Origin of the sequence: Sporosarcina sp. resist (assembly GCF_014302295.1) — a bacterium.
Classification (GTDB): domain Bacteria; phylum Bacillota; class Bacilli; order Bacillales_A; family Planococcaceae; genus Sporosarcina; species Sporosarcina psychrophila.
This window is the reverse complement of record NZ_CP060287.1, coordinates 1,897,706-1,924,168: the sequence shown is the minus strand read 5'-3', so window position 1 is coordinate 1,924,168 and position 26,463 is coordinate 1,897,706. Positions and strand designations below refer to the sequence as shown.

General features: G+C 36.5%; 19 protein-coding genes. 4 read left to right on the top strand and 15 right to left on the bottom strand.

The genetic code is table 11. The annotated features are described in order from the left end of the window. Nucleotide 1: 1 nt before the first annotated feature. The 9 genes from H7992_RS09610 to H7992_RS09570 all read right to left on the bottom strand — a co-directional run bounded on the left by H7992_RS09610 (nt 2) and on the right by H7992_RS09570 (nt 11,073). Nucleotides 2-391, bottom strand: coding sequence for a GntR family transcriptional regulator (locus tag H7992_RS09610; protein WP_067207939.1), 390 nt, complete (start codon nt 389-391; stop codon nt 2-4). 15 nt (nt 392-406) lie between these two features. Continuing rightward, entirely contained in the window at nt 407-1,129 is a 723-nt protein-coding gene (locus tag H7992_RS09605; RefSeq protein ID WP_067207936.1) for a hypothetical protein, read from the bottom strand. A 1,045-nt stretch (nt 1,130-2,174) separates the two neighbouring features. Continuing rightward, the gene (locus H7992_RS09600; RefSeq protein WP_187047401.1) at nt 2,175-2,375 is read right to left on the bottom strand and encodes a hypothetical protein; all 201 of its coding nucleotides are present in this window, start codon (nt 2,373-2,375) and stop codon (nt 2,175-2,177) included. 474 nt (nt 2,376-2,849) lie between these two features. Then, nucleotides 2,850-5,924 (bottom strand): anti-phage protein, encoded by a 3,075-nt coding sequence (locus tag H7992_RS09595; RefSeq protein WP_187047400.1) that lies wholly within the window; start codon nt 5,922-5,924, stop codon nt 2,850-2,852. A 525-nt stretch (nt 5,925-6,449) separates the two neighbouring features. Beyond that, a complete protein-coding gene (locus tag H7992_RS09590; protein ID WP_255428636.1) occupies nt 6,450-7,880 on the bottom strand; it encodes a VWA domain-containing protein in 1,431 nt (476 codons plus the stop codon). Nucleotides 7,881-7,958: 78 nt separating this feature from the next. Beyond that, nucleotides 7,959-9,125, bottom strand: coding sequence for an AAA family ATPase (locus H7992_RS09585; protein WP_187047399.1), 1,167 nt, complete (start codon nt 9,123-9,125; stop codon nt 7,959-7,961). An 85-nt stretch (nt 9,126-9,210) separates the two neighbouring features. Further along, nucleotides 9,211-9,378 carry a hypothetical protein gene (locus H7992_RS09580; RefSeq protein ID WP_187047398.1) on the bottom strand — a complete coding sequence of 56 codons (168 nt, stop codon included), beginning with the start codon at nt 9,376-9,378 and terminating at the stop codon, nt 9,211-9,213. A gap of 24 nt (nt 9,379-9,402) precedes the next feature. Beyond that, nucleotides 9,403-10,296 (bottom strand): DUF6744 family protein, encoded by an 894-nt coding sequence (locus tag H7992_RS09575; protein ID WP_187047397.1) that lies wholly within the window; start codon nt 10,294-10,296, stop codon nt 9,403-9,405. Nucleotides 10,297-10,923: 627 nt separating this feature from the next. Continuing rightward, the gene (locus tag H7992_RS09570) at nt 10,924-11,073 is read right to left on the bottom strand and encodes a hypothetical protein (protein WP_187047396.1); all 150 of its coding nucleotides are present in this window, start codon (nt 11,071-11,073) and stop codon (nt 10,924-10,926) included. Nucleotides 11,074-12,505: 1,432 nt separating this feature from the next. Here H7992_RS09570 and H7992_RS09565 point away from each other — a divergent pair. Continuing rightward, on the top strand, nt 12,506-13,981 hold the full coding sequence (locus H7992_RS09565) for an ATP-binding protein (RefSeq protein WP_187047395.1): 1,476 nt from the start codon (nt 12,506-12,508) through the stop codon (nt 13,979-13,981). A 282-nt stretch (nt 13,982-14,263) separates the two neighbouring features. Here H7992_RS09565 and H7992_RS09560 read toward each other — a convergent pair whose 3' ends face one another. Both H7992_RS09560 and H7992_RS09555 read right to left on the bottom strand, forming a co-directional pair. Beyond that, nucleotides 14,264-16,057, bottom strand: a complete 1,794-nt coding sequence (locus tag H7992_RS09560; RefSeq protein ID WP_187047394.1) for a UvrD-helicase domain-containing protein — start codon at nt 16,055-16,057, stop codon at nt 14,264-14,266. After that, entirely contained in the window at nt 16,050-17,951 is a 1,902-nt protein-coding gene (locus H7992_RS09555; protein ID WP_187047393.1) for an ATP-dependent nuclease, read from the bottom strand. Before H7992_RS09555 ends, H7992_RS09560 begins: the two co-directional genes overlap by 8 nt. 231 nt (nt 17,952-18,182) lie before the next feature. Here H7992_RS09555 and H7992_RS09550 point away from each other — a divergent pair, with 231 nt between their 5' ends. Further along, nucleotides 18,183-18,593: a hypothetical protein gene (locus tag H7992_RS09550; RefSeq protein WP_187047392.1), complete on the top strand. Its 411-nt coding sequence runs from the start codon at nt 18,183-18,185 to the stop codon at nt 18,591-18,593. Nucleotides 18,594-18,668: 75 nt separating this feature from the next. After that, the gene (locus H7992_RS09545) at nt 18,669-19,205 is read left to right on the top strand and encodes a hypothetical protein (RefSeq protein WP_187047391.1); all 537 of its coding nucleotides are present in this window, start codon (nt 18,669-18,671) and stop codon (nt 19,203-19,205) included. 774 nt (nt 19,206-19,979) lie between these two features. Here H7992_RS09545 and H7992_RS09540 read toward each other — a convergent pair. From H7992_RS09540 to H7992_RS09530, 3 genes are all read right to left on the bottom strand, one after another. Beyond that, a complete protein-coding gene (locus tag H7992_RS09540) occupies nt 19,980-22,133 on the bottom strand; it encodes a DUF262 domain-containing protein (RefSeq protein WP_187047390.1) in 2,154 nt (717 codons plus the stop codon). 12 nt (nt 22,134-22,145) lie between these two features. Further along, complete coding sequence (locus H7992_RS09535) at nt 22,146-23,813, bottom strand: DUF262 domain-containing protein (protein WP_255428635.1); 1,668 nt, start codon at nt 23,811-23,813, stop codon at nt 22,146-22,148. A gap of 209 nt (nt 23,814-24,022) precedes the next feature. Beyond that, nucleotides 24,023-24,877: a tyrosine-type recombinase/integrase gene (locus H7992_RS09530; RefSeq protein WP_187047388.1), complete on the bottom strand. Its 855-nt coding sequence runs from the start codon at nt 24,875-24,877 to the stop codon at nt 24,023-24,025. Nucleotides 24,878-25,507: 630 nt separating this feature from the next. Here H7992_RS09530 and H7992_RS09525 point away from each other — a divergent pair. Beyond that, the gene (locus H7992_RS09525) at nt 25,508-25,702 is read left to right on the top strand and encodes an IS3 family transposase (protein WP_187047387.1); all 195 of its coding nucleotides are present in this window, start codon (nt 25,508-25,510) and stop codon (nt 25,700-25,702) included. Nucleotides 25,703-25,827: 125 nt separating this feature from the next. On the opposite strand, the gene H7992_RS09520 is transcribed toward H7992_RS09525, so the two are convergent. Further along, on the bottom strand, nt 25,828-26,211 hold the full coding sequence (locus H7992_RS09520; RefSeq protein ID WP_187047386.1) for a hypothetical protein: 384 nt from the start codon (nt 26,209-26,211) through the stop codon (nt 25,828-25,830). Nucleotides 26,212-26,463 lie beyond the last annotated feature (252 nt).

Here is a 26,463-nt window from a genome sequence, read left to right as displayed (position 1 = left end):
GTCATTCCCCTTTCGCGAGTTTTTCTAAAGTCTCTTCAAAAACCGTTTTGATTTCATCGACAGTATAGTCGTAATCCATCGCGTTGCGGATGGCCCGTTCGAATTCCGTTTGGACGGAAGCCGTCATCGTTTCCTGTTTCATGGAGTTCTGTATTTCCGCGACAAAAGTCCCTTTGCCATGGACTGTTTCGATGAAGCCCTGTGACTCCAGGTCCTGATAGGCGCGACGTATCGTGATGACGCTAATCTCCAGGTCTTTCGACAGCACCCTGATTGATGGAAGCGGCGTTCCTGCAGGTAAATGGCCTCCTGCAATCAGTGCTTTCAGCTGCTTTTCAATCTGGTGATAAATCGGTTCACGAGAATCTTTGGATAAGCGTATCGGCAGCAAAGTCCAGCCCCCCTCTCACAGATATTCCGTTTTCTTAATGGTTTTTCTCATATCCGCTTGCCAGTATTTACAGCCCGCAATGCTCAAGACAATAGCCACGATGACTGACAGCAGTGTCCATTCAGTTGCAAGCGACATCGTCCAGTGGATAAAGCCGTTCTCTGATAAAAGCGGGAACATGAAATAAAGTGCAACGGCGCCAATCACCAAGTAAATAAACGATTTTACGATGGTACTCGTATTGAAATTTCCTCCCGCTTCGCTCGCCGCCATGATAAAGCCGACGGAAATCGATAAACCCAGCCAAATCAGCAGGAATGCGATGTAAGCGATAGGCGTCATCATGTCCCGGAAATTCTCCGACATCAGCGGCATCGCGATGAACAGAACCAACTGGAACGGAAATGAACAGAATGCATGAATGATGAAGCGGCTTTTGACGATGATGTTTTTGGAGATCGGTAGCTGCTGCAGCATGATAATTGAGGGCGCTGTCCATAAATCCCCATCCATCTTCTGCATCTGGAATTCCTTACCTTTCATCCAGGCCGGAAACATGAAGAAAATCAGCATGAACATAAAATCAAAGAATTTGAATTCGCCTTCCAGGTAAACATCGAACGACAGCATGAAAATCAGGCTCATCACAATATAGAAAATCAAGATCAGTAGAAAGCTTTTTATTGAAGCCTTTATTTCAAAAGCTGCGAGCCTGTATGCTTCTTTCCATTCATTCATATATAAACACCCTTTCTTAACTGTTATACTGTTTATACTCATATACACAGTAACACATTCTTTTTAGAGTGGTCAATTCATTTTAAAAAAGAATAAACAGTAGTTAAGGAGCGTGGCATAATTTTCTTGAAGAGAAATATAGTGAAAACAGTTGAAATAGATGGAAATATCTATATTACAACTGGTGATGTTTTATTGCTTATTAAATAGCAGTGGACGCTAGTTATAAAAAACTTGCGTCCACTTTTTATTTATGATCAGATTTTATTCTCTATCTACAAGTTCTAAGAATTTATCTCTCCAAGCTACAGCAACTGCACGACCCTCTTCCGGCAAATCTTTTGCAATTGGAGATAAATACAGTACAGTTGGTATCCTGTTCTTTTACCCTACTTACTAAAAAGACTGATTTGATGTCATTCATACATCTTTTTTTAATGCCCAAGGAGGGATTCGTCACCCGACCGACGGCTTAGCTAAACACTAGGAACCTCATGATAATCATTTGCAAACTTTACGTTGTGGGCCTGATTATTCTTCGGTGCCTCTACTCACAAGCTTATGACTAATCAAATCGTTTAGGGTCAAACTAATAATATTCAACGGTTTGTGGACAATAAACACAGTACACATCAATTTCGTTTTTGTCGGCAACTGATGTCACTATTCCTTTTGTGTAAAAAAAGATGAACGAAATCTGACTTCTAAATTCCAACTTTATAAACAACATATCAATCGATATTTCTTTCAAAAGCATAGTGTCGAAACGCGCTAATCAATTGTCGTGTGAGAAATCCGCGTAGTTACTGTTCAAAACAATCAAATTCAACCAGGCTCTCAGCAAATAAAAAACACCTGAAACATTGAATTAACAATGTTTCAGGTGTTTTTTATTCAAATTAATTTTATTACATTATGTCCCAGGAGGACATTTTCAAGAGCACTTTACGCCTTATGTAGCAAGGTTCTCACTATTTAATGCGTATAATATGAGTACAAGCGCAATATCCAATTATATGTAAAAATGATAATAACACTGTTCCTGTTAACTATCTTTTTTTATCCACTCTTTCAACCACTCGATCTCCTCTAGAGATAAGCTCTGCTCTTCTTCGATTTCCTTTTCAATTACATGGTACCAATTCGCTTCTTCCCATTCCAAGTGAGCTTCCCACTCATGTACAACTTTCGTTGCCTTTTCTGTTTCCAACTGCTGTCTTGTTTTGAAAGTTATGATCTTTGCCATAGCTATCACCCCGTTGCTTAGTATATTCTATTTTAGAGGTTCCAGATAGAATAATCAAAAAACACAAATCGGTCGATAACCCTTTTCAACTTTTTTATTTTGCTTCAGTATATCGTAGTCACCTTATTCTATCAAAACATCAACGCTACTCGTAATCAATACTTTAAAGGCAGCATTAGCTGTCCGAAACATCCCATGGCAATCATCGTACGTTCGGATATGGATAACCCGGTAACCGAATCCAGTGAAACCTGAAGTCCAAATCACTAAAATTAATTATTCAATAGTTCGACATTGATAAACATATATAACCTCTTTAAATTATTAGGGGCATATTCAAGCAATATTAAGCTACCTAACACCAATAAGATAGGATGTAAAGGTAGCTCTATTGTTCTTATCGCTATGTCAGTCTAACCAACGTTTGTGTAGTATTGTGATGATTTTCACTCATTCTAAAGAATAAAGCCACTATTACTTTTCAATAAGTTGTTTTTTAATAGTAGTTATTGCCAATGCTTTTTGATTCAGTGATAAGATTTCAACAACTTTTTGCCTATCCCTGTAATTTACAGGAAACATATACAAATGGTTTACTACTATTCTACGCAATATATATTTAACCATAGGGTTATCGCCTATCTCATCAAGTAAATCTTCAATTTCCTTAAAGGGAATAACATATGCATGATCAAGTTTTATTGAAATATCTATAAGTTTAACTGGTGTAGTAGGAATTATTTTTTGTATTTCATCAAAAATAGGTTGTAAGTCTGTTGTTCCAACTGAATTGGACACCTTTTTAATAAAAAACCCTGAAATAGTAGATGTCAATCCAAATATAAAATTGCGGGCCAAATCTTTAATTTTCGCTTTATCGCTAACCTCATTCTTGTTAATAATTCTTTCTAAATCCAATAGAATAGCATCCTGATTTTCTACAAACGTAGTTAGGAAAGCACTTAGAGATCTTAGACTCAGGTTATAAAGCTCTTCACCCATTTGAATCTTTTGATCCTTTTTAGTGGAGCCATAATAATTCTTCAAAATTTGCCCCATAATATCTATGGTTTTCATCGACCAATTTAAATTAGCTACTATATCAAATTCAGTTTCATCATCAAATTCAAATATATCATCCTGAACTTCAATATTTTGAATAACTTGAGATCGTTGTCTCTCAATCTCATCTTCCCGAATATGTCTCTTTCTTCTCTCCTCCAAAACATTCCTATTTTCAATTACTAGTTCGGGAATATTAACGGCTAATTTATTCAATGATTGTACATCCTCATCTAGCTTAGAAGGAATATATTTTTTGAATATATTTTTTGCACTTGCTAAAACGTTAGTTAAAATAACAGGGTTTTTTGAGAGATGTGACAAGAACATGATTATATTTGAATATTCTTCATTGTATAGTTTACCGCACATTTCTGATACGCGATTCACAATCTCAGGCTCAGTTAAGTTATCAGAAAGATACTTTGCGGCAAAGTAATAATATATATATTTATATTTGAAGCTAAATGTAGATCCGAACTCTGTAATAATTGAGGTGTCTAATAACATCTTTAAAAAAATATTAAATTCAGCAGTAACAGCATACTCTACTTTATACTGCTCATGAAAATTTTTAAGTTCTGTTCTACTCATATACGATGTTTTCTCAGTAAAAAAAGTAAAAGCAAGATGTGCTATATAATTATTAAAAGTATTCATGTCTTCATTAGTCAGTCGAATATTTAATAGCTGATTCCTAATTAAATATTCATAGTAATATCCGTATGCACTGTCCTTTAAATTTGAATCTCCACTTTCAACTGTTTGTAGAATAGTCAAAACAAAAAAAGGTAAGGATGGAACATAATTGTTACCAATCATTGTTCTTAGAATAGTTTCACAGCGGTTTATTCTTTTAATCTTCTCATCTTCATCCGATGTACCTGTATCACCAATCTCATTCCATGTTTTTATTAGTTCACCACGTAATTCATTTCCTAAAGGGAGCATTTCCATGAAAGTAAAATCATCTTTATAAATAGCTTTCTCTGTTTCCACCAATAACTCCTCATATTTGATAAATTCGCTAGAAGTAATAATTACATTTAAATAATGTTCATTTATTTCATTTAATAATTTTATTCGATGCTTAGCATTTAGTGGAGATTTATTGACATCATCTATTATCAATATAATTCGCTCTTTTTCTAACTGAGAAAACTCTTCTTTTTTCTGTTCGCCATATTGTTTGGTAAATTCTACTAATATACTCCTCTTTATTTCTCCAATGGATGTTTTATTTAATCTATCTCCATTAATTAATACCGGAACATATCCTTGTTGAAACGCCTCTAATATATATCTTTTACAAAAAGCGGTTTTACCATAATTCTCTGGACCTATAATCATGACTTTATTATCATTAAATTTCAAAAGGGTGCTCAAATTAATTATTTTTGAAGAAGGGTCTTTATCTTCAATATCGAGTATTTCAGCATCCTGAAATACATAGATATCCCCCAGTAAAATTTCATCTGCAATTCTTGGGTGTTTTATCATTATTCCAGGTTCATGAAGCCAGGTTTCGAATTCAGATTTGAAATAAAAGCCATTCTTTTTTAGTGTTTTAGCTATATTAATCTCTTCATTTATTATAATGTCATTTTTGAAGTAAATCTCATTTTCAGGACACCAAATAAAGTCATTTTTTGAAAGATGATTTTTAGTTAAATCTAAATGTAATATTGTAAAGCTGCTTTCATCTGGGAAATTGGTTTGCAGTGCAGCTGCTTCAAAATAAAGTGTTTCATCACCTTGTAAATTACTCCCTTTGGTATGTGTGCTTTCATGCTCATGGCCAGTTAAAATAATGTCACTATTTTCTCTCAGTACAGCATCGACTTCTCTTTTATTGACAGGGTTTAACCAATGAGTAGGATGGTGTAAAAGAGTAATGGAAAGATTAGCAATATCTTGCATATTTCTTTTATACTTATTAATAGGATAGAGCATAGATCCTGGTATTTCATTTCTCACAGAGAACCATGCCGTATTCAGGCAGTTGATTTGAATCACAAAACCTTCGTATTCAAACTTGTATTGATTGAACAATGGGTCGGAATAGGCGAGCTTATCATGGTTTTTAAAAAGATCGTCGAATTCATAGAAATTTTTTAATGGAGTCGAGATCTCATTCACCATATCATCGTCATAAGCATCCTCGATGGTAGTACGTTCCATTAGTTTTTCCCGTAGCTTAGAGTTAATGGAAAAATCGCAATCATGATTTCCTGGAATTAAAACTATATTTTTGGTCACATTTTCAATTTCGTTTATTATTTCGGTATATAAATCTATTCCTTTTTCAAACTCCTTATTTTTCCCTGAAAAAGCAGTGTCTCCTGTTATCAAAATAAATACCTTTTCTGTATGTAAGATATCAGAATTAATCGCTTTTATAATCGATTTTATTTTTTTATTAATAAAGTTATTTTCGTCGTTCTCTCTTAAATGTATATCACTTAAATGTACTAAAGCTATTTTCAAAAGAACTGTCCTCCAATCTATGCGTCTTCTAATTAAATGGTTATTTAATAGGTTCATTATACCCCACATTTCCAATAGGTCCATTCTTCTGAAACTTTTTATCGCATTTAACAACAAGAATATTTAAGTTATGACACTATTATGGTGCAAAAATCCAATGAAAAGTCGACTTTTGCTCTACTATCGGCGCTAATAGCTAAAGAAATTTTCTTTGCAGCTCGGGACTTGCCTCTATAGACTGCGCCCATACCGGGCGCACAAAAACTGCCCCGAAAGTCGAAAATGACTTCTGAAGCAGCGCAGGTTAATTCCCTTTAATGATTTGCCCTCTCACATTAATCAAATCACTCCGGCTTACTCATAAATACCAAGCTGAATCATAGCTTCTACAAACATCCCTCATGCTAAGATTTAGTTCACGAAAGATATTTTTGCATATTTCTGTTGATAAATTATCGGAAACGCCGTTTCAATTTAATAAGTCTTCTAACAATTAATATCATAAGCGACTCCGCCGTCCCCCACTCAGATTTCAAATGCGGTAAAACTTCCTTTATCATCAAAGTCTTTAACTTGGACAACTTTATCGGAAAACAGTTTCACCGTATCCGTTCTACTTCCTATCACAAGGGAGAGCACATTAAACGCTTTCTCTTTTTTCTTCTGATTAAAAGCTTCTAAAATAGAATCCTTTAATCTGTCTTCACCGTCTGTAACAAACACGACATCAGCTTGTTTAAAACGGCTTTCGTTTATGACGCTCATTGCCTTATCTAAGGGAAGTGCAAAGTTCGTGCCGCCACCTAAGAATGTTTGTGCAAAACTAACCATATCGGACCCTTTAATTTTTCCTTTTTCATATTGAAAGATCTGTGTACGTGTAGAAAACAAGATCAAACAAAAATCCCTTCTCTGTCTTCTCGCAATCGACATAAGGGCTAATGTAAACCCTTTTGATTGTGTATCCAGTTTGCTCATGCTGCCTGACTGGTCCAGACAAAGTACGATTGGACCTTTCCCTAATACTTCATGCCCTTTTTGCTCATATTGCATCGTTTGTCCTTCAACATACCGACGTAAGAAGTCGTTCTTTGTTGTTGTATGCGTGTATAATCCTAGTTCCATCGGCAATAACCGTTCAATTTCATTACCTATGGTGACTCCGCTTCTTTCCATAGCCTCATTATGTTTGGACTTCTGCTTTTTACGGGCAATCTGTTTGAACCTGCCTGCCCACTCAGCAATTTCTTTCATCTTCTTGTCAGACGCAATTTTCTCGGCCAATGCAATCTGGTCTCGAAGGGGAACCTTTTTTAGTTCCGCATCCCCATTACCAGTACCGGTACCACCAAGCAATGATTTTAGACCATCTTTCACCTGTTTCGTTTCCTGCATAGCTTGAGCCATCGCCTCTGAAAAGCTATGACTATTGTTTTGGAGTGTTTGTTGCAGCTGGCTGTCTAAGTCGGCCATCGCTTTTGAAAGGTCAGCTTGAAGCTGCTCCATACCATTTTGAGCCCCTTCTTGTCGTTCCTGTTTTCCAAGTTGCCTTTGCATCGCCTGGATTTCTTGCATCTGTTTTTGCAGGTCTTCATCTTGCTTTTTTTGGTCTGCCAACCATTCGTTCGTCTTCTCTCCGAATTTCATTGTGCCAATAGCTGAAGACAAATCATCCAACCGTGTGAAGCTTCGATAGTTTTCGAAAGATTCATCCGTCATGATTTTTTCCATCAGTGATTTATTAACCTGAAGATCGCCAGTATCGTCACCTTTCGTGATTTCTGGTTTCATCTTATATAAGGAGGCCCAGATGTCAGCCAATAATGGCTCGTACGTTGGCAACTCTCCATCAGCACTTATCTTTTGCAATCCTTGCGACATCTCATAGATTTCTTTAAATCGTCTTTTATCAAATGTATCGGTATTTAGTACAGAGCGATTTTCATTCTTTATCACGCAGAACACTTCCTTTCATAGTTTGAAAAAGATGTCGAAGGAACCTCCCCCCGACACCTCATATTTTCACTCGACATTTTAGAATGGCATCTCGACTGCTTTCTTCTCATTTTGAGCATCAAAATCCATGGGTTCTAAAATACTATCGAGGATTTCTTGTTGCATCGATTTCACTTTATCGAGTATTGGATTAATGTCCATATCCCGACTTTGATTATGCTTTTTCAACTTATTTAAATTAGCGACTAATGCTTTCAATTTCTGGGTCGCCTCCATTCCGGCATCTGTCGAGTTATCCTTCAGCATAGAGTTAAAAACTTCATTCGCTTCATTCTGTACGGCATCAATGGCCCGAGTCACTACATCCTGTGCGTGACTCCGAACAATGAGCGATACCGTATCCTTTTGATCAACGGTTTCCCAAAGTGCATTTTCTAAGATTACAATATCATCCACTTGTACTACTTGTCGCTGGCTAATGAGTGCCTTCGCTTGTAAAACACTCAAAGACTGCTTGAAACGCCGATCTGATGGGCGAATTCCTTCATCTCTCAATGCCATGCGGATTTTCGAAAGGATCTCGAAAACTTCATCAGGAATAGCTACCATGTCAGTAAAGAACTGAAGTTGAACCAACTCGTCCATCGTCATAGTAGGCATTTCCTGATTTTGACCAGCACCTTTCATCATAGAAACAAAATTCGTTTCATCGGCAATGTAATCTAGTTCAAACCGAAGTAAGAACCTATCAAAAAGCGCTTCAAGTCCCTCGCCTTCTTCGGGATACTCATTTGAGGCTCCGATAACTGACATCAAAGGAACTTTTACTGGCGTCCCGTTATTATAGAAAAGCCTTTCGTTTATTAACGTTAGCAAGCTGTTCAAAATAGCTGAATTCGCCTTGAAGATTTCATCCAGGAAAACAAGGTTAGCTTCCGGCATTTTAGTTGCCGTGTTCCGCTTATACACGCCTTGTTCAAGATCTTTTAACGACAGTGGGCCAAATACCTCCTCTGGTGTACTGAACCGTGTTAGCAACCACTGGAAATACGCTGTCCCCTGTACAATTTTGGCTATTTCAACCGACAATGCGGATTTTGCAGTTCCTGCAGGACCAATCATTAGCATGTGCTGCCTAGAAAGTAGAGCGACAAGAATTCCCTCAATCTCTTCCTCACGCTCAAAAAACTTTGCATTAAGCGCATTTTTAATTTCCTCTAACTTTGCAAAATTAGTGTTTGTCATTTTGGATAACCCCTTCATTTTAAATTTACATAGGAAAAGGAAGTCGGACTCTGTCGCTACCGTACTTCCCTTCACTAGAATCCATTCAATTTTTCGCCGAAAGAATAAACAATTCCTGTTCTTTTATTGATATTTCTCGCATTTTAATTTGCAATTCCTTTTCTTTTAATTCATTTGAGCGTTCAAGCTCTTGGGCAATCTTTTTAACATGCTGCACATATTCGACTACATCCATTTGATAAAATTCTGCCATTTTCTTCTCTCCATTCCAATAAATTTAAAGGTCCGCTACTAACTGTGAAACCGCTGCACGAATCGTCATGATTTTATTTTCTAGCGCATCTGTTTCATTGGCGACAATGCCTTTGTAATTACGATAATTCGCAATTACGGACTGCGCATTTTCAATAATCTCCTTCACTTGCCCTTTTTTCAGCCCAGCACTCGATTTGCAATCACGTAAAATGGATTCTAAATGATCATTTAGCTTCGTATTCACCATTTGTCGGTTATCGAATGTATTAACGACAGGTATCTTGAACCCTTCACTATTCTCAAGAGAAGACGTGAAGTTCACGAGTTGTTTCAACCCTTCCGTATGTGAATCTGGGACAAAGTATATCCCTCCATTCGGGCGCACAGGTGTAGGCGCTAAAGACTGTAGGATTTTATTGACCATTACCCTTACTTGTTGGGCTGAATAATGGGATTTATAAATATTGAAATTACGCTCTGCCTCAAAGCACAACTCTTTTGCAATTTCGTTCTCCGTAATAAACGTCAGAGAACTTTTCTGTTTATCTAGCGTGATCACTCCGGCTTTACTGTTATAATCAAGACGTTTGCCTGCCTGATCCACTTTTTCCACTACAATATTTCTTTGCACGTGGCTTTTGTCCGAGAACACTTCACGTATAAGAAAATTCTCGAATACCCCAGCATAACCAGTAGATTTTCTAGTCTCAATCTCTTTTGTACTTCTTCGGAAAGCATCGGCTGGACGAATCGCATTCGGCATCCATTCAACTGGCAAACCCGATTGAACAAGTGCTCGTTCTAAATCATCCTTTTTGACTAACTGCTTGCCAACCGAAAACCACATGAGATGGCCGAGAATACCCTCTTGTTGCTCGTTTTGAACTGCCGTCATATCATCAAGATTAATCGACATACTTATCAACCCTTTCTATTTTTGTATTTTAATAAATAAAAAAACGCATTTATACCTAGCGATTGCCAAGTAGATGCGTTTTAAAATTACTCAATTTTTTCTTTATAGTAAATCCATTTCCAACTCCCTTCCCTGTTGTCTTTTTGAATGCAAAAAACCGATCTCTCCTGATTAGGAAAAACCGATTTTAATAGTTCACGCAAAATGCGTAAGTATCTCTTCTGATATCCAAAAGCAATTTATTGACGTCGAATACGTCTACCTAACTTCTCCTTTAAACAAGGAATACAAAGGCTGAAAATTTGTGCCGGATCTCTTTCTGCGTACGCAAAAAGTGTAACGACTTTCACCAGTGGTTAAGGTGACTGTGAAATAATTGGATATGTGTTTATTCTAACAAAATCAGAATAACATCGCAAAAATACCGGAATACTATTATGAGCACCTGTATTCATGAGAAGCTCGATAGCTAAATTGCGAAGCTCGGAACTTAAAACCGCTGTTTAACTAAACCTTTATTGGTTTTCCCTACAAGGCTCGGCACTTAAACAGGTGTTATATCGACACTAATTCTAAAATAGCCTTTTGCCATTCGTCTATTTTTGATAATTCCGAAGATACATCCTTTTATTTATCTGTTTGTTTTTGCTTCTTTTCCAAATACTCCGCACGTATTTTTTCAAGTTGCTGCTTTTTATCAAATTTGGCAGGCTTGTTTTTTTCATGATAATTTGTCACAGCTGCCTTACCTTTGTTATCCAATTGATATTTCCCCACTTTGTTCACCTACTTTTCTTGTCTTTAAAGAGAATCTATTCAACAATTATAATATACCTTATTTTACTGAAGTAATCCTTATTAGTGTACTACAGTTTCGGATGCCTATGTAGCAAACTACTCTGAATTCACACCATTTCCAACTCCCTTCCCTGTCTTTTTGAATGCAAAAAGTATAGCGACTTTCACCAGTAATTAAGATGAATGAAAAATAATTGGATATGCATTTATTCTAACAAAATCAGAATAATATCGGATAAATATTATGAGTACCAGTATTTGTGAGAAGCTCAATGGTCAAATTGCGAAGCCTGGAACTTAAAACGACTGTTTAACTAAACCATTTTTTGATTTTTCGTACGAGGCCCAACTTGCTTCGTACGAGGTTCGATAGCTGAAATACGAGGCTCGGGACTTAAAACAGCTGTTTGACTAGATTTTTATTGGTTTTCCGTGCGAAGCTCGATAACCAAATTGCGAAGCTCAACCTGCTTCGTAGGAGGTTCGGTAGCTCAAAAACGAGGATCGGGACTTAAAACAGCTGTTTGACTAGATTTTTATTGGTTTTCCGTGCGAAGCTCGATAACCAAATTGCGAAGCTCAACCTGCTTCGTAGGAGGTTCGGTAGCTCAAAAACGAGGATCGGGACTTAAAATAGCTGTTTGACTAGGTTTATATTGTTTTCCGTGCGAAGCTCGGTAGCCAAATTGCGAAGCTCAACCTGCTTAGTAGGAGGTCCGGTAGCTGAAAAACGAGGATCGGGACTTAAAACAGCTGTTTGACTAGGTTTTAATTGGTTTTCCGTGCGAAGCTCGATAGCCAAATTGCGAAGCTCAACCTGCTTCGTAGGAGGCTCGGTAGCTGAAAAACGAGGATCGGGACTTAAAACAGCTGTTTGACTAGATTTTTATTGGTTTTCCGTGAGAAGCTTGATAGTCAAAATGCAAAGCTTGGTGATTGCAGCCACAAGAATGTACCTCTACTACCATAGTTGTAACGACGATTGCCACAGACTTTACCACTAAAACGAAAAGGCCCCTACAGATTAATTTCACTTAACCGTAGGGGTTCATTCAATTCAATTAGCACTGCGAACAGAATAAGGCAGCTGTGAGGAGTTTTTAGCCACTGTTTGCGGACGTTGTTAGAAGCCACTGACTAGATAAAGCGCACAATATTAAACAGTGCGGTAACAATGTACAATGGCTGCTTATGATTTTGTACTTTACCACATATGGTTTTGATAATCTTTTATCGCCCTACATTATAGGCTTGTTTCTGATGCCTCGCTGCACCTTTGTACTGTTTCATGTTTATTTGATGCATTTTAGGTAGTAGTGCTAAGGATGGCTGTTTATTGTGGTATAATATAGATATTTACCTGTTCAGGAATCACTATACAGTATCATCAAGTAACAGATGGAGGGAAATTATGGTCTTTTCCAAACATGATTCTAAATTATCGTTAGATGCTTTATTAGAAATGAATGAAAGCCAGTATTTTGACCGTAAATCGGCGAGTATTAAAGTACAAAAGTTAGCAGAGGCCATTGTCGGTTTTGCAAATGCCGATGGCGGGCTACTTGCTATAGGTATTGAAAATGGGAAAGCCCTTGGTATTCTTTCTCAAGGTAATATAAAAGTAAATGATTTTATCCAATGCGGTTTTGAAAAATGCTTTCCTTCAGTCAACTATAAATTTGAACGAATTAATATTATTAAAGAGAACGGAAAAGAAGATGAAATTCTTTTGCTACACATTGAACCAAGCGTGGATAAAGTGCATAAAACAGAGGCTGATGATGTTTTTTTACGCGTTGGAGATGAAACAAAAAAACTTAGCTTTGAGCAACGAATAGATATCGAATATGATAAGGGAAATCGACTTTATGAAGAGTTGATTGCTGAATCCTGCACGATGGAAAATTTGGATGTGAATGTTTTCCATAAGTACAAAGAAAAACTGAAGTTTAAAGGAGATTTTGAAGAACTCCTTCTGGCAAGAGGATTTTTAAAGCTTATAGACGGTGAATTAAAAGTCACGATTGCCGGAGCCCTCATGTTCGCAAAGTATCCAACAATGTTTGTTCCAAGCGCGAAATTAAGATTTTACAAATACGACGGAATAAAGGCAGAGGTCGGTACTAATATTAATATTTCTAAGCAAAAAGTATTCGAGGCACCTATACCTACACTCATTGAAGAGGCAAAAGAGTTTATTGACACACAACTTCGAGAGTTTATGACCCTTGATAAAGATACAGGTAAATTCACCACTATTCCTGAATATCCCCCATTCGCATGGCAAGAGGGGTTGATTAATGCCATTACCCATCGTGCCTACAACGTCCATGGTGATGATATTAAAGTTTTTATGTTTGATGATCGCTTAGAAATCCATAGTCCAGGAAAACTACCAAATCTAGTGAGCGTAGAAAATATTAAATTTACACGTTATTCAAGAAACCCTAAAATCGCTCGCGCATTGACCGATTTTGAATGGGTTCGTGAACTCAATGAAGGTGTGAAGCGGATATTTCAGGATATGGAACAATTTTTCTTAAATCCACCTGTTTATGAAGAAACACCAACATCAGTAGTTCTAACATTAAAAAACAACATTGTTATGCGTCGTCGACGTAGAGAAGAAAGGATTTCTTCTTTAATAAACAGAAGCTGGAAGTATCTTACTGAGGACGAAAAGACAGCACTAGAAATCGCTTATGAAAAAGATAAATTGAAGACAAAACAGTTAGCCCAAGCATTAGAAAAAAGTCCAAGCTATGCACTAAAAGTATTAAAATCACTTGAAGATAAAGGTTTAATTAGACATGTAGCTTCTTCTAATTTTGATCCAAATCAACATTATGTTTTAAATAGCGATGAAGAATCTAGAAATGAGGACTGACGTATTATAATCAGTCCTCATTTCTTTTTTTTTGCAAGCCGGATGTGAAATATGATATCAACTTTTCCCGAGATATACGCTACAACAGTGCTGGTTACGCCTTGTGATTTTACCACTTGTGACATCTTTTTCACCATTGAATGCAATAGATTTACCACGCAAGGATCAATTAATTAAAGAGGGTCCATGGTAAACTACCTGTCATTCATTAGTACATTTGTTGTCCTTCGGTGGAAAAAAACATACGTTCATATTGGATTAGTTGCTACTATGCCTTTCGCCTTAAACACTTTCTATTTCTGTTGCGTAACTGCTATCAACAAATTTCACATGCTTTTGTAAGTGTAAATAGTTTTCTTCTTTAATAGAGGGAGCCCATACACATAGTAGCTTTCGAGCTCTTGAAAACGCAACATAGCCAACACGTGCTTCTTCGGACTCCTCATTTTTCCCAAGCCATTCCGTAAGCTGCGATTCTGATTCAGCCATCACTAGTACGCATTCAGCTTCCTGCCCCTTTGCACCATGAATGCTAAACAGATGACCTCCACTTTCAGATAAATTACTTTGCAGTTCAACCTGCTCTAGCAAATGAGATACCATAGTGTTTTTAGCCGCCCTAGATTGGTTTTTCCATTTATAGTTAAGCATAAGTATCTTCCTTCCAATAGATATATCATATAGTTTCTTAGATTGTACTGATAAAAATTCTTTCACCTGCAAAAATAGACTTGCTACTGAAATTTCAGTTAAGTCAATATTGTCTAAAAAAAATAACGTGAAAATCTGAAGCTTTTTCCACATAAACTTATCAAATCCAATTTCAGATAAGGCTACAAAATTCGGATGCTCATTAAAAAATAAATAACTAAAGGCCTCAGACATTCTCTCAACAGCTTGGTCAAATTCATTTCTGCGTTTATAAGAAATAGCGAGTAAGAGGTTTTCTAAAATTCGAAAACGACGATAATGTTCCTTTTTCAACTTTCGAAGAAATGGATTTGACTCCATATCTTGATTTTTTAGTAAGTACCCCATTTTTTTAACATAATCATTTTCTCTTGCCAAAATCATATAAGGATTATATGGGTTTTCACATTCTACCTCTCCACGTATACGGTTAAATATTTGAAGAACTTCAAAATCCTCATTAACATCTTTAATAAATATCACCATTTGCTCACTAGATGCATTTAGACCAGCTTCTAATTGAATAATTCCCGTTTTATGATTTGCAAACTTGACAATATGTTCTGTGCTACGTAAATTATTACTTAAAGTATAACTCGCATAGCATTCATGTGCCCACTTTGATTGAAAAATCTCTGGCTTTGCACCAGTGAAGCTATAAATGGATTGATTTCGGTCGCCTACACAAAAAAATGAGGTTCTTTCCATTAGCTTAAAAACTTTCTCTTGATAAAAAGTAACATCTTGATACTCATCCACAAGGACATATGGAAAATGAGAACTAAATGCATTTCTAATATGCTCGTATCCATTTAATATAAGATATGAGAGGTAAATAACATCTTGTTGGTCAATATACCCCTCTTCTTTTGTGATATCCTTCCATATTCTAGCTACTTCAGGGGTTATTCTGTTTTGAAAGCAAAATGGTTCACCTTCTTCATCACGCCCCAAGCTTTCAAATGCCCTGTAGATGCTCTCGCTAATAAAGTGAGTGGGACGATTTAACATCTCCCCAATTTCTTGTTTATACTTTCTTGCAAAACCGTACGAAGCCAGCTTGTATGGCTCTTTCTTTTTATTAGCAAAATGTGAATAAGGTTTAATTATATGATCCAACAAAAAGGAATGAATTGTTCCTATAAATAAATCCTTAGGTAACTGAAATCCATCATTCTGTAATCGCGTTATAATTTCATCTTTTGCCGCATTAGTATAGGTAATACACGCAATACCAGAATAGGATTGGGGTCGATTTTCGATTATGTACTTTAATCGTTCAATTAATATTTTTGTTTTCCCGCTCCCTGGACCAGCCTGTACGACAATTGAGTCCGTCACAGGAGCATAAGCTATACTTTTACGAAAATCGTCATTATCAATCATCTCCGTCTCCCTCCTTTTCTTTCATGAGAAACTTAAATGCCTCTTTGATATATGTTGGTATGTGAAGCTGCTTACCATTATTCAATTCTTCTAATATGAATTGGGAGAATTCCCCCTTTTCCTTTGAAATCAACTTATATGCCTCTTTTACGAATTCTTGTCCATTTAATGAGACTATACGTTCCCTGTTATCTTTCGTACCAATACTATACTTTTTAATCAAGTCTGAAAAGAAAGGAATATTGTCCTCAAGCATCAAGTCATATTCAAATGTTTTTATATTACTAGAAACAAAGATATTTGGAGAAGGACTAAAATCCCTCATTAAACCAGCGGTTCGTGCACAATTCTCATACTCACCAATTTTAGTAGGATACACCTCTTCTCTAACAACTTTACTATCCGTTCCAATTACTTCATCACCATCTTTATCCTTAAGAGGAACCGATTCTGGATCACTGTCGGTCAAAACCGCGCATTTTATGTTCAAACCAGTTGGTCCAAATAACTGTAAAAATGGTCGAAACGCTACACCATCTACGGAAATCACGGAAATCCCTTCGCCTTCTAATGTTTTATCTATCACTTCTACTTTCTTACCTTCTGTTATTTTTTCTTTATATAACATCGAGAAAAATTTGGGTATCAATAAGCGTTCTGCAATTCCTTCTACCAACAGAACTTTTCGCCCAAAGAAAATATCAGATTTAGTAGCATCTAACCATCTTTCCAAGTACCTCTTATATTGCTTTTGATCTTCCTTTTTCGAATCAAAAATTGTTCCAATACGTTTGGATAAGTTCTGATCTAAGTTTTTATAAAACATAACTAAGCTATCCAAATTGGAATGTGAACTAACGTGAGATGAGTGAGATGTCATGATGACTTGCCCCGCAACATCTTCATTAAAGAAGTAATTGGCTAGAAATTTTTGCAGATGACTATGTAGATGAGCTTCTGGTTCTTCTACAATCAAAATTGGAAATAAATAATCATGTTCTTGGAGTCGCTTAGCCTTTAAAGCAGTATGCTGTGTAAGCAAGAGGCTGATATACAATAAATTATTATAACCAAGACCATTCATCTCAACAGAATGCACACTGTCTTCCTTGACACCGATTACGACCTTTAAATCTTTTAATAGGGAATCATAATCACTTTCTCCCATTTGTATTTTTACTTGTTGTCTTGTAGCACCCGTTATTTTTCTTAGGTATTGATTGATGTCACTTTGTACACTTTTGATTTCTCTCCCCTGCATAATTTGCTTGTTAAGCTCATCAATTTTATCTGCAATTTTTCGGAGTTCATCTTCATCTAAATCAAAGTTTCTAAGAATACGCTGCAATTGACCAGAAGACTTTTTTAATTCTGCAGTTGCATCCCTAAGAGCCCCCACATACTCCACACCAAATTTTGAAAGCATATTGAAATCAAACGTATCCAATGTTTCACGTTCTCCTCCATAAATTACCCACTCGTATTCGTTTAGTGGAAGACGAACCTTATTGATAAGCGTATTTTCGGTAGGTGGTTTGATAGATATATTAGCTTTTGGTCTATACTTATAGGTAAGTCTCGCCTCTCCAGGCTTTCTTGTTAGCCATCTACTTGTAATAGCAAGTTCATCTTCTGTCTTAATCCCTTTTAAGGTAGCTTCAATTACAATTTCTGGCCAAGCATTATGGATACTCAGACCGTTCCAAAAGTCCTCTTGTTGTAATATTCGTTTTCGTGCGGAGTAATCACTATTAAAAATAAGACTTAGAGCTTCTAAAAAATTTGATTTCCCTACGTTATTCTCGCCAATAATTATCGACAAGCCTTTATTCAACTCCCCTTTAAATTGATTAAAGTTCCTATAATTCAAAATATTCAAATCGGAAATATACATAAAAAGCCCCCCTATACTTTTCGAAAAACTCTACTAAATTTAGTATACCATGATTCGATGTAATGAAAGGATGCCTGGCGTGCCAATAAAAATTCCATACACCGTTCGATATACTTCCCCTTTCTTTAAAACCACATTGAAATGCTGATACAATTTGTAGTTTTGAGGGTATAAATAAAGGATTTGCGCCTTTATTGGCGAATGTTGTCAGTAGGAGGTGAGAATATAGTAATGAAAATTACGCCTGAAATTAGGACATACGCTATGAATATAGCAGCGGTAGGAAACCGAATGCAACAAACAGGAAACCGGTTCGGAGAAATATCCGATGACATTACTCGCGATACCATCGGAATTAGAGAAGCGAAAGGCGAATATCTTATTTTGTTACAGGAGTTTAAGCAACAAGAGAAAACTTTGTTAAAACAAAATGTCCCATCCGCTTTGAAGACTGAACACGATCGTTTAGTTAATAGTTTCGGGAAATATGTTGAGGCTACTAACTTAATGATCAGTTCACTCAATGTTGAAATTGTTACGGTGAATGAATCGCTTTATGAAGAAGCAAAGAGTTTACAAGGAACGGCAGCTAAAGAAATTGTTCAGACAACTCAACAAATGGCGATAAAATTAGGGATATAAGCACACATCCTTGCATCCCATCCGAGGTGTTTTAAAGTATATTCAAATTACCAAACGAAAGCGAAGTGAGTTAATTTGCCAATCGAACAATATCTGGATCAATTAGAAGGTCAAAATAAAAGGCATGTCTTGCTTATTATAACGCCCAAGGGTGAGTATCCTACCCAGTTCTCAAGAAAAAAGTATCATAACTTGGAAGATTCAATTCTAGAAAATCCGAAATCATATATAGGATTTTACGAGGAAGATGTACCAGAAATTATGCAGTTTACTGCATTCAGATTGTTTTTAAAGCCTCTAATCTGTGATAATGAACGAATATATGATAGGTCCATATCAAAGGTTAGACGTCTGAAGAAGGATGGGATAGTTAGTTTTGTTGTGGCGAAACATTTTTACAACACTGTTCCGTACGGAGAAAAAACTGAGGAAAATGCAATAAACGAAGGATTGTCACGAGCCGAAGATTTTTTGAGGAAATACCCTATTGAAGAATTTGAATTCGCATCTGTGGAGTTAGGTAAAGATAGCGATGAAGCAAACATATTTATCAAATTAGACTTGAAACATGATAACGATGATTATTATTTTGACTTTGTATATGTCCATTAATAGCAATTCATCTAGCATCTTTCGGGATGCTTTTTCTATACCTGAAAATAAACTAAGCAACCAGCATTTTCCGATTACTATATCGAGCTAGGAAACGACAGCAAGTACAAACTGGCAAAAGATAAACGGATTGCTTTTTAATAGCTGATTACAGCCAATGAAATGTACCACCCCTGCCATGTTTTGTACAAGTGAATGACAAGTAGTTTACCACTGCCACATTTTAACTATTTGCTCCTTGTGTAGCAGACGTGATACAGGCTACACAAAGGCTGGGGGAAGCAACCGATTCTTAGTCTCACAACTTTACACCGGGTTACGGGCATGATAGCCTTATTCGAACAAGCCAGCATGTGTTGCTGGTTTCATGGCTTGGAATTCATGCCCGTGGAGGCTCGGAGTCAAGTTGTTAACCAGCGCATATCACTTTGTAATCATACAAACGTTATCTCCCCAGTTAGTATGCAGCTCAGTGTTCTGGTACACGAGGTGACATTGCGTGGTAATAAAGATGTCACAAGTGATACATTCTCGTGGCTATAATCAATGGCCTATAGTAAATGGAAAGTTGAAGAAATCACAGTAGTAAAGCTATGGAAGAAACCCGTATGAATGAAAATAACATCATTTTTTGTCCTTACAATGAATGATTCAGATAAAGCCTTGCAATATGTATTTGCCGATAAAATAACGGTTTATTTCATAAAGGTTTCCAACAAATCGCGATAAGTAAAGACAAGAGTTTTTTATTTCTGAATCTCAAAATGAACTAATTCATGCAGGTACAGTCTTCATAGCGTGCGCATACCTTACAAGTGCTACTCCTCTTTCCACTAGATCAAGCCCTGTTAAAGTCTTATTATGTTTTCCTAACGCATCACAAATCGATGATTCTCCTTCATAAGTCCAATATCCTTCTGTAATTCTAAACACAAATCCATATTCAGTCACAAGACAACTAGGATCACTTAGTCGAATCGTTGATTGCGAATATTTACAAATGTCGTTATCATTGATTTCCTGAATAACTGCATCATAAAAGGGATTAATATGCTCTGCTTGCAGATTAACACCCGTTAAACGCTCAATCGCATACTTCTCTTCATCTGCAAATACATAAAGCAACTTATTTCCGCGTAACATTGTCGGATATTTAACAAAATAATATACCCACGAATCTTTACCCCACTCATTATTATTCGAAATGATGTACGCAATTTTATCGGCTACTTTTTCTTGCGGCGCCGCAATGAGTAATTCAATCAGTTGTGAAAAGGTTTCTGTCAAATCTTCATTATTATTCGTCCAAATAAAGTCGCGGTAAAAGCTACCTCCAAATACATAACGTGGTCCCAAATTACTCCAACCCACTTGGGGCGCAAAATCATCGATTGTTAACATTGCCCGCGCAACTAAGGCATCTGGAAGTTGTAATAACTCCTTCACATAGGTCAGTGTTTCATTTGGATAGCGCTTGAATATCGGTAGCAATCGGTGGACTGATCCCTTTAAAGTCAGTTCATCTTCCAATGCATGTAAGGCTTCTTTTAAATCCGGTCTTTCTTTCAATAAACGAGCCTTTTCTTGTTCTTGTTTCCAGCTCGTAAGCGCAAACCCTTCTACCGAAGCAATGCGTAAAATCGCGTCATAAATCGGTTCATTTGTTTCAATTAATTGATCTATGGTTCTAAAAATCGCACCAATCATGTCAAAACGTAAATTACTATTAAATTGACCATTGTTCGCTTGGCGTATGCGTTGCACTAGATTACGAATCACTCGAAGGGTGTCCACCATATCATCATCTTGTTTGTGAAGTTTCTTCATTACAATCGTATATAATAAAATCCTCTCATATAAACTAAAGCTACTATCCTTTTGTACACACATGTCAAAGAGCTGCGTATGTTGTGTGTACAACGGTAATGCCCGTGTTAGTTGATTAAATTCCGCGCGAATGTCGTCGCTATTTCCCCACAAAGAAAGTGTTTCAAATAAAAAACTTACATGCTCTTTCCTATCATAGACAGCCTTCAACTCCGACCGCTTTACGAAGGGCTCTGAAAATATACGTGGGTTACGAACCCCCTTTTTCTTAGCCACCAATGCGGTTGTAATAAAACTAAACACTTCAATAAATGATTCATCAATTGTAAAATCATTACTTTTATATGACCATAGTAAATCTGTCCATTCACGCTCAAGCATTTTCGAAAAGTTCTTGCTCTCTTGCAAGAAATCCCCCTCTTCTAAAACTTGTTCAAATTGAGCTTTAAAGTTCTCAAAAGTCGAAAGCGGTTTCCCTCGCGCGTTCATTTTTATATAGAGTTCATCACCTAGACCAAATTCCTTCAGCTCCAAAAAGCTGAACGTAATTGGACATACGTCTTCCGTTAAGAGTAACATCACCTCAATTTCAAGAGATTCGTATTGAGTGTGTATATCATCTAGCATGACAAGCATTGCATGTACAGTTGGATCTTGTAACCACTGGTGTTGGAACCACTTTTTCTCTTGTAATACATCTGAAATTTTATGACTTTTCACCTGGCTAAATGAAGGTGAATTCAATACAAGCGCACGGCAAAAGTCACGTGCACTAATGCGAGTTTCATAAGAAAAACGGCTTAATACATCCTTTATATCTATATTTTCTTTCACACTAAAATACCAGTGTAAGAGAAAAAGAGTAGTAAGACGTTGCTGCCCATCAAGTGGTGTCAATGTTTGATTTTCTACTGAACCATAGACAAAGTCAAAATCAACATGCCGTTCTCCTTCCAGCGCCTCTTGTAAATGCTCAAGCAAGACCGTTCGAATATCTTTCGTACGGTCATCCATGCGACCTTGTGCATAATCACGCTGAATGATTGGTATGGTAATATAAAAGTGGTTTAATAGTTGCCAAAACGTTGTAGGTGCCTCCATCTTCATTCTCCTTTACTGAAATATCTCTAGTGATTGATGAATCGCTTTTATATAATCATGACGATCTTGTTCTGTCCAAAGTTGGAAATTGTCTACTTCACTACTGTAATACTTCATGAAAGCATTTCGTGTGCAAATCGGAATGAAACTCCCCTCTTTATCATGCTTTTTCATTCTGCTATATTTCACAGGATAAAAGTGATTACTCAGCGCACTATTCGTTGTTTGATCCAATAACACTAGATTTTCAATCCCATGAATGTTTGAGCCAAATTGCTTTTCTGTTTCGGCAAGCACTTGGTCAAACAACTGCTCAAAAATAGCATGTGTAATATCCTTGTCATTTTTATATTCTCCAAGTTTTTGAATTAAAAATTGATACTGCCCCTGTTCACTTAGCTGCTCCAATTGTTCAAGCATATAAATCGTATCACTAATCCAAGCAAGCCACTGGTCCTTCCTATTCAATCCTTCTGTATTTTGCGCATGAATATGCTCAATGCTCCAGCGTTCTTTTATAAAACGATCGAAAGGAAAACGTGCTTCGTCATTTTTTTGATTTAATGTTGTGGATATGTTAAATAAGAGCAATACTTTTTTAATCTGTGGATTATCGCGTCCACCATATGTTAGTTCGTCAAGCTCCATTCCTTCTATATCATTTTTTATTTCATTTTTCAATTCATTACGAAACTCGCGTTTATCTTTAATACGGTCGCTATCATATAAGCTCATATAGCGTGTAATAGATTTTTGCTGTGTTAAATAGCCGACATAATGATAAAGTTCACGATCATTGAACCATTCATCAAAACGCGCTAGATAGGATTTGATTTGTAGCCATACTTGCTCGAAAGATGTTTCTTCTTGAATCTTATAAAACGTAAAGAAAGGATCATGATGCTTCTGTGAGATATTGCTTGTGTATATATCAAATAGAAACTCAATTCGGTTCGTATAAGCATCTTTCGGTTGGATAAAGTACCAAAGACGATCATTCTGGAGATGACGCTCGATTTGATCCCATTCATTTGCTAACTCAAATTGCTGAAGTCGTGGGGTTTTCGATAAAATCAGCGCTTTGATTAGCTCGGAATTAGTTAACGGTATCTTCCCTATATTCAAACGACTGAAAACCTCACGCACTTCAATCCCAGACGCCACTTCATACCAAATCACTTTGACACTTTCACCAAGCGCGATGAGAAACTTCTGTCGTAAAGTACGACGGTTATCTCGAGGCTGCTCAAACCAGTCCTTAATTGTTACAAATGCATTGTTAAAGAAATGAAAATCAATATTTTTCGCGCCCGTTTCCAATTCAATTTCTTCCCTCATTCGCTTTAAATACAGGAAACTGTCAGGACGTGTCTCGTATGTAAGTGAATACGGTTCTTCATTTAAATATGTTAGAATCAGCGCAATCGTAGTAAGCCGCTGTTGTCCATCAATCACTTCATATATAGGCAACCCTGCTTCATACTCATCTTTTTTCCGTACAACAACAGGTTGTAAACAATAAAACGCCGATGTTCCTTCATTCATAAATTGTAGAATATCGTCTAATAGATTCTGTACTTGTTGTTTGTCCCAGCGATATCCGCGCTGATAGGATGGAATAAAAAAAGCGGTAGTTTCCAACAGCTCGTTGATTGTCTTCATCGTAATCGTATTTGTCAATGCACTAGCTCCTCTCATACCCGCTAATAGTTTAATATCAGTTCATAACACTTACTTCATTATAAGATAGAAACGAATAAGAGTCAGAAGATTTTATTAACCTTCAAGTAATCCCTCCAACTTTCTTTTTCATCATAATAAAACACTAATTAAATTTGAATTCCCTCTATATAATGAGGTTTCACATTCCTTCTAGGTAAAAATCATTTTCAAAGCCGGTTCATCTTCTCCAACATTTCTTTTTTAGTAGGATTCGTATATAACATCGTCGTATGAATATTTGAATGCCCGGCTTGATTGGCCACTTCATGAATACTCATGCCCTTCTCAATCGCATTTGAACAGAAAAAATGTCGAAGATCATGTGGAGTAATATCCTTTCCAATCTTAGCTGAATAAGTATTAAACAACCTATTGACAACAGTACGATCCAGCCTTTTGTTTCGATTGCTCGGAAAAAGAAATTCGCAATCTATTTCTTTCTCCTTCCTTTCCCGCAGCCAAGACTGCAAGGCAATCTTCACCTTCTCCCCCATAAAAACGGTTCTAGATTTATCGCCCTTCCCGTCCACAACAAGTATTTCACGGGACACCAAGTTAATGTCGTTTATTTTTAAATTGAGTGTTTCTGAAATGCGTAATCCCCCATAGGCTAGAACAGTTACGATTGCATAATTTCTTGCCTTTCCACTATCCAGTACTAATTGACGAAACATTTCTGCATCCTGAAATTCAACTTTTGCAAGGGACGCATACTGCTGCTGAACTTTAACGAAATCACTTTTTTCAATAACCAGATCTGATTGTTTTTTAGCCTGAATTAAAAACTCGTTGAATTTGACTAAACCGCTTAATTTCGTATTAATCGTTTTAGGTCCTACCGCTTCAATTGTTTTAAGAAAGGATAGATATTCGCGAATATTTTCTCGGTGCAACTTCGTGAATGAAACACCTTTTGAATCATCAAACCATTTTAGATATCCATTGACAGATTGAGTGTACCCTTTGATGGTATTTTCACTTAGGTCGCTTGAATTTAAATATTCCTGGAAAGCTTCCATCATACTATCATCTCCTGTAAATTATGTTGCATTTATTTTTCATTAGAATTAATAAACTATGTTGTATTATGGCCTTAATTATATCCAAGTAAACAGAAAAATACAACATAATTTACATTATGTTGTAAAAAGAAAACGCTCACTGTTTTGCTATGAGCGTTTCGATATATCAAAGCAGCATCTAGGTGAAATGTTGAATTCAATTAGATGTTACTTGATGAATTAAGGCAAAAGTAAAACCTCTCGATTACCAAGGGGTTTTATACTGTTTGAAATCATATGATTTCTAGGTATGGAGACGGTGAGAGTCGAACCCTCTTCTCGAAGAAATGCTATCAGGTCACGGTTTTAAAGCGTTTTTCTTGTTCTAAAAAAATCTCTGGCCACGGTTTTGACTATGCTTTTTAAAATTTATTACGGAGACAAGATTTATTCAAGGAGATTAGATTTATAAAAAGAACAGGCGTTAATATTATACCCCAATAATATAGTTGAACAGATTGAGCAATACGCCTTTAACCCCGCTAGCATTAAAGACCGCAAATCAACCGCAATTAAGGTCATAATCAAAAAGCTGTAACCATCAACTTCCAAACGGCTCTTACGCTCTTTTGGGGAGAATGAGGTTAGAAGGTGGGGTGTATTGGAGCTTACGCAGAAGCGATGTTCAAGGTGTTCAAGACGGAGTTTGCGAATGGTGCACATTTTGAGAATCTTGAGCAGCTTGTCGTAGAACTTGATGATTATGTCCACTGGTTTAATAAAATTAGAATACATGGAACACTTGGGTATAAAAGTCCATTGGAATATAGATTACAGACCTTATAAGTTTTGTGCGACTTACAGTTGACAATCCAGCAGTTATCTTTTCAATACAACAAAAACCCCCACTGCAAAGTATATGCAAGGTGGGGGGATGTTCATCAGATTCTTTAAAAAGTTTTCAACATTTTTTAACCATAATATTGGACGCTTGTGATGGTACCAGTACCAGATGTAGGATAACTATCCCTTTCACGTGCCAAGCGTAGAGAGTAATAGTCCGGCGGAAGTGAAAAATCACCTGTTGTTATTGTTTTGCCGGGCGCAACACTCCATTCCTTCACAATTGCTACACCTGTTCCTCTAATGACCCGAACAACTAGAGTGTTGCTACCTGTGTTTTTTGCGACAACTCTAAGAATTCCGTCCGGCGCATCAATTCTTGAGGAAGTTGCATAACCCACTAAACCTACTTTGTAGGACACACTAGCAGACACCGTTGTTTCTTTTGCTGCAATTGATACCTCTTCATTTGCTTGTACCTCGTCATTTTTTAAATACTGTTCTTTGTTCATCTTGTTTCCTCCTAATTATTTTAATTTGTATTACACTATATAAAGAAGGACAGGCGGTAAAAATAACAACTTTATATAAAGTATTAATTACTACTCTTTAATGAAGTTTATACTGAAATATACATTTTAAATACTTTATACCCAATAACACCGAAGAATACATTCAAAACTGAAAGGCTTATTATGCTATTAAATGTGAATACTCCATCTAAATTTAAATACATTATATGATACAAATATTCACTTGTTCCG

What these genes read in the sequence shown, in the direction of transcription:
- H7992_RS09605 (WP_067207936.1), bottom strand. Translation starts at nt 1,129, where the DNA reads ATGAATGAATGGAAAGAAGCATACAGGCTCGCAGCTTTTGAAATAAAG.
- H7992_RS09600 (WP_187047401.1), bottom strand. Translation starts at nt 2,375, where the DNA reads ATGGCAAAGATCATAACTTTCAAAACAAGACAGCAGTTGGAAACAGAA.
- H7992_RS09585 (WP_187047399.1), bottom strand. Translation starts at nt 9,125, where the DNA reads ATGACAAACACTAATTTTGCAAAGTTAGAGGAAATTAAAAATGCGCTT.
- H7992_RS09580 (WP_187047398.1), bottom strand. Translation starts at nt 9,378, where the DNA reads ATGGCAGAATTTTATCAAATGGATGTAGTCGAATATGTGCAGCATGTT.
- H7992_RS09575 (WP_187047397.1), bottom strand. Translation starts at nt 10,296, where the DNA reads ATGTCGATTAATCTTGATGATATGACGGCAGTTCAAAACGAGCAACAA.
- H7992_RS09565 (WP_187047395.1), top strand. Translation starts at nt 12,506, where the DNA reads ATGGTCTTTTCCAAACATGATTCTAAATTATCGTTAGATGCTTTATTA.
- H7992_RS09560 (WP_187047394.1), bottom strand. Translation starts at nt 16,057, where the DNA reads ATGATTGATAATGACGATTTTCGTAAAAGTATAGCTTATGCTCCTGTG.
- H7992_RS09555 (WP_187047393.1), bottom strand. Translation starts at nt 17,951, where the DNA reads ATGTATATTTCCGATTTGAATATTTTGAATTATAGGAACTTTAATCAA.
- H7992_RS09550 (WP_187047392.1), top strand. Translation starts at nt 18,183, where the DNA reads ATGAAAATTACGCCTGAAATTAGGACATACGCTATGAATATAGCAGCG.
- H7992_RS09540 (WP_187047390.1), bottom strand. Translation starts at nt 22,133, where the DNA reads ATGGAGGCACCTACAACGTTTTGGCAACTATTAAACCACTTTTATATT.
- H7992_RS09530 (WP_187047388.1), bottom strand. Translation starts at nt 24,877, where the DNA reads ATGATGGAAGCTTTCCAGGAATATTTAAATTCAAGCGACCTAAGTGAA.
- H7992_RS09520 (WP_187047386.1), bottom strand. Translation starts at nt 26,211, where the DNA reads ATGAACAAAGAACAGTATTTAAAAAATGACGAGGTACAAGCAAATGAA.